The organism is Streptomyces sp. NPDC047081, assembly GCF_040643775.1.
Classification (GTDB): Bacteria; Actinomycetota; Actinomycetes; order Streptomycetales; family Streptomycetaceae; genus Streptomyces.
Genome location: NZ_JBEYUY010000008.1, coordinates 377,166 through 388,079, shown reverse-complemented (window position 1 = coordinate 388,079; position 10,914 = coordinate 377,166). Strand labels below are relative to the sequence as shown.

General features: G+C 70.0%; 8 protein-coding genes. All 8 read left to right on the top strand.

All coding sequences use genetic code 11. The annotated features are described in order from the left end of the window. The first annotated feature begins 86 nt into the window (after window positions 1–86). The 8 genes from ABZ848_RS18650 to ABZ848_RS18615 all read left to right on the top strand — a co-directional run bounded on the left by ABZ848_RS18650 (window position 87) and on the right by ABZ848_RS18615 (window position 10,874). Window positions 87–1,955, top strand: a complete 1,869-nt coding sequence (locus tag ABZ848_RS18650) for a penicillin-binding protein 2 (RefSeq protein WP_360832902.1) — start codon at window positions 87–89, stop codon at window positions 1,953–1,955. 161 nt (window positions 1,956–2,116) lie between these two features. Beyond that, on the top strand, window positions 2,117–3,637 hold the full coding sequence (locus tag ABZ848_RS18645) for a UDP-N-acetylmuramoyl-L-alanyl-D-glutamate--2,6-diaminopimelate ligase (RefSeq protein ID WP_360832855.1): 1,521 nt from the start codon (window positions 2,117–2,119) through the stop codon (window positions 3,635–3,637). Between the two features lie 4 nt (window positions 3,638–3,641). Further along, complete coding sequence (murF, locus tag ABZ848_RS18640) at window positions 3,642–5,048, top strand: UDP-N-acetylmuramoyl-tripeptide--D-alanyl-D-alanine ligase (RefSeq protein ID WP_360832852.1); 1,407 nt, start codon at window positions 3,642–3,644, stop codon at window positions 5,046–5,048. Then, a complete protein-coding gene (gene mraY, locus ABZ848_RS18635) occupies window positions 5,048–6,118 on the top strand; it encodes a phospho-N-acetylmuramoyl-pentapeptide-transferase (protein ID WP_242761417.1) in 1,071 nt (356 codons plus the stop codon). Before murF ends, mraY begins: the two co-directional genes overlap by 1 nt. Beyond that, window positions 6,100–7,542, top strand: coding sequence for a UDP-N-acetylmuramoyl-L-alanine--D-glutamate ligase (murD, locus tag ABZ848_RS18630; protein ID WP_360832849.1), 1,443 nt, complete (start codon window positions 6,100–6,102; stop codon window positions 7,540–7,542). The genes mraY and murD overlap by 19 nt, the downstream gene beginning before the upstream one ends. Before the next feature lie 21 nt (window positions 7,543–7,563). After that, window positions 7,564–8,925: a putative lipid II flippase FtsW gene (gene ftsW / locus ABZ848_RS18625; RefSeq protein WP_360832846.1), complete on the top strand. Its 1,362-nt coding sequence runs from the start codon at window positions 7,564–7,566 to the stop codon at window positions 8,923–8,925. 6 nt (window positions 8,926–8,931) lie between these two features. After that, a complete protein-coding gene (gene murG / locus ABZ848_RS18620) occupies window positions 8,932–10,029 on the top strand; it encodes an undecaprenyldiphospho-muramoylpentapeptide beta-N-acetylglucosaminyltransferase (protein ID WP_360832843.1) in 1,098 nt (365 codons plus the stop codon). Between the two features lie 35 nt (window positions 10,030–10,064). Next, entirely contained in the window at window positions 10,065–10,874 is an 810-nt protein-coding gene (locus ABZ848_RS18615) for an FtsQ-type POTRA domain-containing protein (RefSeq protein ID WP_360832840.1), read from the top strand. Window positions 10,875–10,914 lie beyond the last annotated feature (40 nt).

The following is a 10,914-nucleotide window of genomic DNA, read 5'->3' as shown; positions in this document are numbered from 1 at the left end:
CCGATCAGTACCCCGAGGTCCAGCCCGACCTCCCGCCCCGCACCCGCGGTGTCATCGGCCTGTTCGAGGAGAACTGCACGGTCTGCATGCTCTCCCGCCCCCAGGCCCGCCGCCCCGCACCGGCCCGCCCCTCGGCCCCGAACCTCCTGCGCCTGGGCAGCCCCCGCCCCCGGCTGCGCATGGTCAGCCTGGCGCTGACCCTGGTCCTGATCGCCTTCGTCGTACGGCTGCTCCAGGTCCAGGCCGTCGACGCGAGCACGTACGCGGCCCAGGCCGACCAGAACCGTTACGTCGGCCAGGTCCTGCCCGCCGTGCGCGGCGGCATCACCGACCGCAACGGCGTGGCCCTGGCGACCAGCGTGGACGCGTACGACCTCACGGCCGACCCGACGATGTTCACCCGCAAGCAGCTGAAGATCGACGACGGGCCCGAGCAGGCGGCCGCGCTCCTCGCGCCGATCCTCGGCGTGGACCAGGAGTCCCTCGTCGCCAAGCTGCGCCCCAAGAACAAGGCGCTGCGCTACGTCCTGCTCGCCAGCCGCCAGACCCCGCAGGTCTGGTCGCAGATCAAGGACCTCAAGGCCGCGCTCGCCGACAAGCCGGACACCGCCAACGTCCTCGCCGGCGTCTTCTCCACCCCCAGCAGCAAGCGTGTGTACCCGAACGGCGATCTCGCCGCCGGGATACTGGGCTGGGTCAACGCCGACGGCAAGGGCGGGGGAGGCCTTGAGCAGCAGCTGAACAAGGAACTCGCCGGCAAGGACGGCAAGATCCGCTACGCCCAGTCCGGCGGCCGTCTGGTGCCCACCGCGGGCTCCACCGAGACGCCCGCGGTGCCCGGAAGCGACGTCGAGCTCACCATCGACCGCGACATCCAGTGGGCCGCGCAGAACGCCATCACCGAGCAGGTGAAGAAGTCCAAGGCCGATCGCGGGTACGTGATAGTGCAGGACACCCGGACCGGCCAGATCCTCGCCATGGCGAACTCGCCCGGCTTCGACCCGAACGACCTCTCCAAGGCGAACGGCGGCGCCCTGCACAACTGGGCCGTGGAGGACGCCTACGAGCCGGGCTCCACCGCGAAGGTCATGTCGATGGCCGCCGTACTGGAGGAGAACGTGGCCACGCCGCTGACGCACGTCGTCGTGCCGAACCGGCTGCACCGCGGCGACCGGCTCTTCAAGGACGACATCGACCACGCCACCTGGAACCTCACGCTCAACGGCGTCCTCGCCAAGTCCAGCAACATCGGCACCATCGAGGCCACCGGCCAGCTCGGCAAGACCCAGACGCAGGCCAACAAGGTCCTCTACAAGTACCTGCGCAAGTTCGGCCTCGGCAGCTACAGCGGGCTCGACTTCCCGGGCGAGACCAAGGGCATCCTCGCGCCGCCCGACAAGTGGTCGACCTCGCAGCAGTACACGATTCCTTTCGGCCAGGGCGTGTCGATCAACGCGATCCAGGCGGCCTCCGTCTACTCGACCATCGCCAACGGCGGCGTTCGCGTCGAACCCACGCTCGTGCGCGGCACGAAGGGGGCCGACGGGCGCTTCACACCGGCCGCGACGCCCAAGAAGACAAGGGTCGTCAGCGCCAGGACGGCGAAGGAGCTCGCCCAGATGCTGGAGTCGGTCGTGGACGACCAGGAGGGCACCGGCACCAAGGCGCGCATCCCCGGCTACCGGGTCGCGGGCAAGACGGGTACGGCCAACCGCGTGGATCCGGCCACCGGCAAGTACCGCGGATACACGTCCTCGTTCGCCGGATTCGCCCCCGCGGACAACCCCCGGATCACCGTCTACTGCGCCATCCAGAACGCCACGAGCGGCAGTTACTTCGGCGGCCAGATCTGCGGGCCCATCTACAAGCAGGTGATGGAGTTCGCGCTGAAGACCCTTCAGGTCCCGCCCACCGGGGCGAAGGCCGCGAACCTGCCCGTCACCTTCCAGCCCTGATCAGCGCAACCAGCCAGGAACGCTCCGTGACCATGATCACTTCCGACTCCGGCAACCCGGGCACGCCCCGCCCCTCACTTCGCTCGCAGGCGGGTGAGCCCGGTACGCTCACCGCCGTGCCACACGCTGATCAGTCCCAAACCACCCAGAAGGGCGTTTCCGTGACATATCCGGGGCCGCCACGACCGGTTCAGGTCTCCGCCACACCCCTCGCGGAGCTCGCCGATCAGCTGGGTGCCGCCGCGCCGGACAGTCCCGCCGAGGTCACGGGCATCACCCATGACTCGCGCGCCGTCCGCCCCGGCGACCTGTACGCCGCCCTCCCGGGCGCCCGCCTGCACGGCGCCGACTTCGTCACCCAGGCCGCCGGCCTCGGCGCGGTCGCCGTGCTGACCGACCCGACCGGCGCCGAGCGTGCCGCGGCGACCGGACTTCCGGTCCTTGTGGTCGACGATCCGCGCGGGCGGATGGGCGAGCTGGCGGCCACGATCTACGGCCACCCGGGCCGCGACCTGCTCCAGATCGGCATCACCGGCACCTCCGGCAAGACCACCACCGCCTACCTGGTCGAGGGCGGTCTGAAGACCAAGAGCAACACCGGCCTCATCGGCACGGTCGAGATGCGCATCGGCGACGAGCGCATCAAGTCCGAGCGGACGACTCCCGAAGCGACCGATCTCCAGGCCCTGTTCGCGGTCATGCGCGAGCGCGGGGTCGAGGCGGTCGCGATGGAGGTCTCCAGCCACGCGCTGGTGCTCGGCCGGGTCGACGGCTGCGTCTTCGACATCGGCGTCTTCACCAACCTCAGCCCGGAACACATGGAGTTCCACTCCGACATGGAGGACTACTTCCGGGCCAAGGCGCAGCTGTTCACGCCGAAACGCAGCAGACTCGGCGTGGTCAACGCCGACGACGAGTACGGCCGCCGGCTCGCCAAGGAGGCCACCGTCCCGGTCGTCACCTTCTCCGCCGAGGGGCACCCGGACGCCGACTGGCGGGCCGAGGACGTGCAGGTCGGCCCGCTGGACTCGACGTTCACCGTGATCGGCCCCGAGGGCGAGCGCGTCGAGGCCAGGGCGCCGCTGCCGGGCGGCTTCAACGTGGCCAACACCCTCGCCGCGATCGTCGCCCTGGCCGCCGCGGGCCTCGACCCGCAGGCCGCCGCCGAGGGCATCGCCGCCGTGCCGGGCGTGCCGGGCCGCCTGGAGCGCGTGGACGCCGGGCAGCCGTATCTCGCGGTCGTCGACTACGCCCACAAGACCGACGCCGTCGAATCGGTCCTGCGCGCCCTGCGCAAGGTCACCGAGGGCAGGCTGCACGTCGTGCTCGGCTGCGGCGGGGACCGTGACAGGACCAAGCGCGCGCCGATGGGCGCCGCCGCGGCCCGGCTCGCCGACACCGCCGTACTGACTTCGGACAACCCCCGCTCCGAGGACCCCCTGGCGATCCTTGCAACCATGCTCGAGGGCGCCGCGTCCGTACCAGCACACGAACGCGGTGAGGTCCAGGTCTTCGAGGACCGGGCCGCCGCGATCGCCGCCGCCGTCGCCCGAGCACGGCCCGGGGACACCGTGCTGGTCGCGGGCAAGGGCCATGAGCAGGGCCAGGACATCGCCGGGGTGGTCCGTCCCTTCGACGACCGCCAGGTGCTTCGAGAAGCCATCCAGAAGACCCAGGGATGAACTTGTGATCGCCCTCTCTCTCGCCGAGATCGCCTCAGTCGTCGGCGGGCAGACGCACGACATACCGGATCCGTCCGTCCAGGTCACGGCTCCGGTCGTCCGGGACTCCCGCGAGGTGGAGCCCGGCAGCCTCTTCGTCGCCTTCGTCGGCGAACGGGTCGACGGCCACGACTTCGCCGAGCAGGTCGTCCGGGCGGGCGCGGTCGCCGTGCTGGCGTCCCGGCCCGTCGGCGTGCCCGCGATCGTCGTCGAGGACGTCCAGAGCGCCCTCGGCGCCCTCGCGCGTCATGTCGTACGACGACTCGGCGCGACCCTCGTGGCCCTCACCGGCTCCGCGGGCAAGACCAGCACCAAGGACCTGATCGCCCAGGTGCTGCGGACCAAGGCGCCGACGGTGTTCACGCCGGGCTCGCTCAACAACGAGATCGGGCTGCCGCTGACCGCCCTGTCCGCCACCGAGGAGACGAAGTTCCTCGTGCTGGAGATGGGCGCGCGGGGCATCGGCCACATTCGTTACCTGACCGAGCTGACGCCCCCGAAGATCGGCCTCGTCCTGAACGTCGGCACCGCCCACATCGGCGAGTTCGGCGGCCGCGAGCAGATCGCGCAGGCCAAGGGCGAACTCGTAGAAGCGCTTCCGGAAGACGGCGCGGCGGTCCTCAACGCGGACGACCCCCTCGTACGGGCCATGGCATCCCGAACGAAGGCGAAGGTGCTCCTTTTCGGAGAGGCCGACGAAGCGGACGTACGCGCCGAGAACGTGCGACTCACGGACACCGGACAGCCCGCCTTCAGGCTCTGCACACCCTCCGGTGCAAGCGACGTGACCATGCGCCTGTACGGTGAGCACCACGTGTCGAACGCGCTCGCCGCGGCCGCCGTCGCCCATGAGCTGGGCATGTCCGCGGAAGAGATCGCCACCGCGCTCTCCGAGGCGGGCTCCCTCTCCCGCTGGCGCATGGAGGTCACCGAGCGACCGGACGGCGTGACCATCGTCAACGACGCCTACAACGCGAACCCCGAGTCCATGCGAGCCGCCCTGCGCGCGCTCGCGGCCATGGGCCAGGGGCGGCGGACCTGGGCGGTGCTCGGCAAGATGGCCGAGCTCGGGGACGAGGCGCTCGCCGAGCACGACGCGGTCGGACGGCTCGCCGTCCGGCTCAATGTCGGCAAGCTCGTCGCGGTCGGGGGCAGGGAAGCGTCCTGGCTGCAACTGGGCGCATATAACGAGGGTTCGTGGGGTGAGGAGTCGGTGCACGTGTCCGACGCACAGGCGGCGGTCGACCTGTTGCGCAGCGAGTTGCGCCCGGGGGACGTCGTACTCGTGAAGGCGTCCCGTTCGGTCGGCCTCGAGAGCATTGCCCAGGCGCTGCTCGAGACCGGTGCCGAGGGTGAGGTTGCCGCCCGATGATGAAGCAGATCCTGTTCTCAGGAGTCATTGGTCTCTTCCTCACCCTGGTCGGCACCCCGCTGCTGATCAAGCTCCTCGCCCGCAAGGGCTACGGCCAGTACATCCGGGACGACGGCCCGCGCGAGCACGCCAGCAAGCGCGGTACGCCGACCATGGGCGGTATCGCCTTCATCCTGGCGACCGTGGCCGCGTACTTCCTCTCCAAGGTCATCACCGGCTACGCCCCGACCTACTCGGGTGTGCTGGTGCTCGGCCTGATGTGCGGCATGGGCCTCGTCGGCTTCCTCGACGACTACATCAAGATCGTCAAGCGGCGTTCGCTGGGTCTGCGGGCCAAGGCGAAGATGGCCGGCCAGCTGATCGTCGGCATCAGCTTCGCGGTGCTCGCCCTGCAGTTCCAGGACGCCCGCGGCAACGCCCCGGCCTCCACCAAGCTGTCGTTCATCACGGACTTCGGCTGGTCGATCGGCCCGGTGCTGTTCGTGGTCTGGGCGCTGTTCATGATCCTCGCGATGTCGAACGGCGTGAACCTGACGGACGGTCTGGACGGCCTCGCCACCGGCGCCTCGGTGCTCGTCTTCGGCGCCTACACCTTCATCGGCGTCTGGCAGTTCCAGGAGTCCTGCGCCAACGCGACGACCCTGACCAACCCGAACGCCTGCTACGAGGTGCGCGATCCGCTGGACCTCGCGGTCATCGCCTCCGCGCTGATGGGTGCCTGCCTGGGCTTCCTGTGGTGGAACACCTCGCCGGCCAAGATCTTCATGGGCGACACCGGTTCGCTCGCGCTCGGCGGTGTCCTCACGGGCCTGGCGATCCTCTCCCGCACCGAGCTGCTCGTCGCCATCATGGGCGGTCTGTTCGTCCTCATCACCATGTCGGTGGTCATCCAGGTCGGCTCCTTCCGCCTCACCGGAAGGCGCGTCTTCCGGATGGCGCCACTCCAGCACCACTTCGAACTCAAGGGCTGGTCCGAGGTCCTTGTGGTGGTCCGCTTCTGGATCATCCAGGGCATCTGTGTGATCGTCGGACTGGGCCTCTTCTACGCGGGATGGGCAGCGGACAAGTGACCTCCTCGGTGCCTGAAGGATCCTCCGAGTTCCAGGGCAAGCACGTCACCGTCGCCGGGCTCGGTGTCTCCGGTGTCCCGGCGGCCAAGGTGCTGCACGCGCGTGGAGCGATCGTCACGGTCGTCAACGACGGTGACGACGCACGCGCGCGTGAACAGGCCGCGGAGCTGGAGGCCTTGGGAATCACCGTGCGCCTCGGCGACGGAGCGACCCTGCCTGAGGGCACCGAACTCATCGTCACCGCACCCGGCTGGAAGCCCGACAAGCCCCTGTTCGAGGCGGCCCGCGCGGCCGGCGTCGACATCTGGGGCGACGTCGAGCTGGCCTGGCGCCTGCGCGGCCCGGACGCGGCCCCCTGGCTGGCCGTCACGGGCACCAACGGCAAGACCACGACCGTCCAGATGCTGGCGTCGATCCTGACGGCCGCGGGCCTGCGCACGGCCGCCGTCGGCAACGTCGGCGTCTCCGTGCTGGACGCGGTGCTCGGCGACCAGGAGTACGACGTGCTCGCCGTGGAGCTGTCCAGCTACCAGCTGCACTGGGCGCCCTCGCTGCGCCCGCACTCGGCCGCGGTGCTGAACCTGGCGCCGGACCACCTCGACTGGCACGGCTCCATGGAGGCGTACGCCGCCGACAAGGGCCGTATCTACGAGGGCAATCGGGTCGCCTGCGTCTACAACGTCGCCGACAAGGCCACCGAGGACCTGGTCCGGGAGGCCGACGTCGAGGAGGGCTGCCGGGCGATCGGGTTCACGCTCGGCACGCCGGGTCCCTCCCAACTCGGGGTCGTGGATGGCATCCTGGTCGACCGCGCCTTCGTGGAGAACCGGCAGAAGAACGCCCAGGAGCTCGCCGAGGTCACCGACGTCAACCCGCCGGCCCCGCACAACATCGCCAACGCCCTTGCCGCGGCGGCCCTCGCGCGCGCGTTCGGGGTGCCCGCGGCGGCCGTACGGGACGGGCTCAGGAACTTCACGCCGGACGCGCACCGCATCGCGCACGTGGCCGACGTGGACGGGGTCGCGTACGTCGACGACTCCAAGGCCACCAACACACACGCGGCGGAAGCCTCGTTGGCGGCGTACGAGTCCATCGTCTGGATCGCGGGCGGGCTCGCCAAGGGCGCGACCTTCGACGAGCTGGTCGCCAAGTCGGCAAAGCGACTTCGCGGTGCCGTGCTCATCGGCAGGGACCGCGCCCTCATCCGGGAAGCCCTCGCGCGACACGCGCCGGAAGTACCCGTCGTCGACCTCGACCGGACCGACACTGGGGCGATGCTCGCGGCTGTCCAGGAGGCCCGGCGGCTCGCGGCCGCAGGCGACACGGTGCTGCTCGCCCCGGCCTGCGCCTCCATGGACATGTTCGCCAACTACAACAAGCGCGGCGACGCGTTCGCGGAGGCGGTTCGCGAACTCGGCGTCTGACCGACGTAGCGGAGGCGTCTGATGCCCAGTAGCCGTACCGGACGGCCGTCCGTTCAGCGGGCGGTCAGACGTCCCGCCGCTTCCCGGGCGCCTCGCGACAACCCCGTGCGCCGGCTGTATCTCAACGCCAAGCGGGCCTGGGACCGGCCGCTGACCGCGTACTACCTGATCGCCGGCGGCTCGGTGCTGATCACCGTGCTGGGCCTGGTGATGGTCTACTCGGCCTCCCAGATCACCGCGCTGCAGATGTCGTTGCCGGGTTCGTACTTCTTCCGCAAGCAGCTGCTCGCGGCCGTCATCGGCGGTGTCCTGCTGCTGATCGCCTCCCGGATGCCGGTCAAGCTGCACCGGGCGCTGGCCTACCCGATCCTCGCCGGTGCCGTCTTCCTGATGGCGCTCGTGCAGGTGCCGGGGATAGGGATGTCGGTCAACGGCAACCAGAACTGGATCTCGCTCGGCGGCTCCTTCCAGATCCAGCCCAGCGAGTTCGGCAAGCTCGCCCTGGTCCTGTGGAGCGCCGACCTGCTCGCCCGCAAACAGGACAAGAACCTGCTGAACCAGTGGAAGCACATGCTGGTGCCGCTCGTCCCGGTCGCCTTCATGCTGCTCGGGCTGATCATGCTCGGCGGCGACATGGGTACGGCGATCATCCTGACGGCGATCCTGTTCGGGCTGTTGTGGCTGGCGGGGGCCCCGACGCGGCTGTTCGTCGGGGTTCTTTCGATCGCCGCGACCCTCGGTGTGATCCTCATCAAGACCAGCCCGAACCGCATGGCCCGCCTCTCCTGCATCGGCGCGACCTCACCGCAGTCGGGCCCGGTGGACTGCTGGCAGGCCGTGCACGGCATCTACGCCCTCGCATCCGGCGGAATCTTCGGATCAGGGCTCGGCGCCAGTGTGGAAAAATGGGGCCAACTCCCGGAAGCGCACACGGACTTCATCTTCGCCGTCACCGGTGAGGAACTGGGCCTCGCGGGGACGCTGTCGGTGCTCGCCCTCTTCGCGGCTCTAGGCTATGCGGGTATCCGCGTGGCCGGCCGCACGGAGGACCCCTTCGTCAGGTATGCCGCGGGAGGCGTGACCACCTGGATCACGGCCCAGGCCGTGATCAACATCGGTGCGGTGCTCGGCCTGCTGCCGATCGCCGGCGTCCCCCTCCCGCTGTTCTCCTACGGAGGATCCGCCCTGTTGCCGACCATGTTCGCCATCGGGCTGCTGATCGCCTTCGCGCGTGACGAGCCCGCTGCGCGGGCGGCGCTTTCGATGCGGCAACCTCGCTTTGGTAGAAAGCGGGCCAGAGGCGCCGCATCGGCACGGGGGCCTCGGAGATGGAACACGATGCGACGGCGTGCCTCGGCGGCGCGCTCGTCCGGAGAGCGGTGAATTTCGGTGCATGTCGTACTCGCCGGTGGGGGGACCGCCGGCCACATCGAGCCCGCGCTCGCCCTCGCGGACGCCCTGCGCAGGCAGGACCCCACCGTGGGGATCACGGCCCTGGGCACGGAGCGGGGGCTTGAGACCACGCTCGTACCGCAGCGGGGCTACGAGCTCGCGCTCATCCCGGCCGTGCCGCTGCCCCGCAAGCCCACGCCCGAGCTGATCACCGTCCCGGGCCGGCTGCGCGGCACGATCAAGGCGACCGAGCAGATCCTGGAGCGCACCAAGGCCGACGCGGTGGTCGGCTTCGGCGGTTACGTGGCCCTGCCCGGCTACCTCGCGGCCAAGCGCCTCGGTGTGCCGATCGTCATCCACGAGGCCAACGCCCGCCCGGGCCTGGCCAACAAGATCGGCTCGCGGTACGCCGCCAAGGTCGCCGTCTCCACCCCGGACAGCAAGCTGCGTGACGCCCGCTACATCGGCATCCCGCTGCGCCGCACCATCGCCACCCTGGACCGGGCCGCCGCGCGCCCCGAGGCCCGCGCGATGTTCGGGCTCGACCCCAACCTGCCGACGCTGCTGGTCTCCGGCGGCTCGCAGGGCGCCCGCCGCCTCAACGAGGTCGTGCAGCAGGTCGCGCCCTGGCTCCAGCAGGCCGGCATCCAGATCCTGCACGCGGTCGGCCCGAAGAACGAACTGCCGCATGTGCAGCAGATGCCGGGAATGCCCCCGTACATCCCGGTAAGTTACCTGGACCGGATGGACCTCGCGTACGCCGCGGCCGACATGATGCTCTGCCGCGCGGGCGCGATGACCGTCGCCGAGCTCTCCGCCGTCGGACTCCCGGCCGCGTACGTCCCGCTGCCCATCGGCAACGGCGAACAGCGGCTGAACGCCCAGCCGGTGGTCAAGGCCGGCGGCGGACTGCTGGTCGACGACGCGGAACTGACGCCGGACTGGGTCCGGGCCAACGTCCTGCCCGTGCTCGCCGACCCGCACCGGCTGTACGAGATGTCCCGCGCCGCCGCCGAGTTCGGCCGCCGGGACGCCGACGACCTGCTCGTCGGCATGGTGTACGAGGCGATCGCCGCCCGTCGTGCACATCATTAGGAACGGCATTTCCATGTAGGCGAAGGGCAGGAAGCGTGGCCGGACCGACCACCGCGGAGCAACGCGGTGAACGTGAGCAGGAGTCGTCCGGCCCGCCTCTCACCCGCCGGTTGAGGCCGACACGCCTCCGCCTCCGCCTTCGTACGATCATCATCCTCGCCATCGCGCTCACCCTCCTCGGCGCGGGCACCGTCTGGCTGTTGTACGGATCCCGGTGGCTCCGCGTTGAACGCGTATCGGTCTCCGGCACCCGGGTGCTGACGCCCGAACAGGTTCGCGCCGCCGCCGAAGTCCCCGTCGGGGCACCGCTGATTTCCGTCGACACCGATGCGATCGAGTCGCGACTGCGCTCGAAACTGCCCCGAATTGACACGGTTGACGTGGTCCGTTCCTGGCCGCACGGAATCGGCCTGAAAGTGGTCGAACGCACTCCGGTTCTGATTGTCCAAAAGGGCGGAAACTTCGTCGAAGTGGACGATGAAGGTGTCCGTTTCGCCACGGTTTCTCGGGCTCCGAAAGCCGTTCCCGAACTGGAATTGAAGCTCTCCTCCACCGGTTCCACCGGTGCGAGCCTGCGCCGTTTCGGCGAGGACCGGCTGGTGCGCGAGGCGGTACGGGTCGCCGGTTCCCTGCCGAGCGCAGTCGCCCGGATCGCGCGGACCGTCAAGGTGCGTTCCTACGACGACATCTCGCTGGAGTTGAACGACGGACGGACCGTCGCCTGGGGGAGTTCCGAGCGGGGTGCGCTGAAGGCGCGTACGCTCACCGCTCTCATGAAAGCGGCGCCGGATGCGCGGCACTTCGACGTCTCGGTTCCCACCGCCCCTGCGTCATCGGGGAGTTGACGCACATCCGCGCAGGCCAGCACCCTGGTTGGGCACCGCT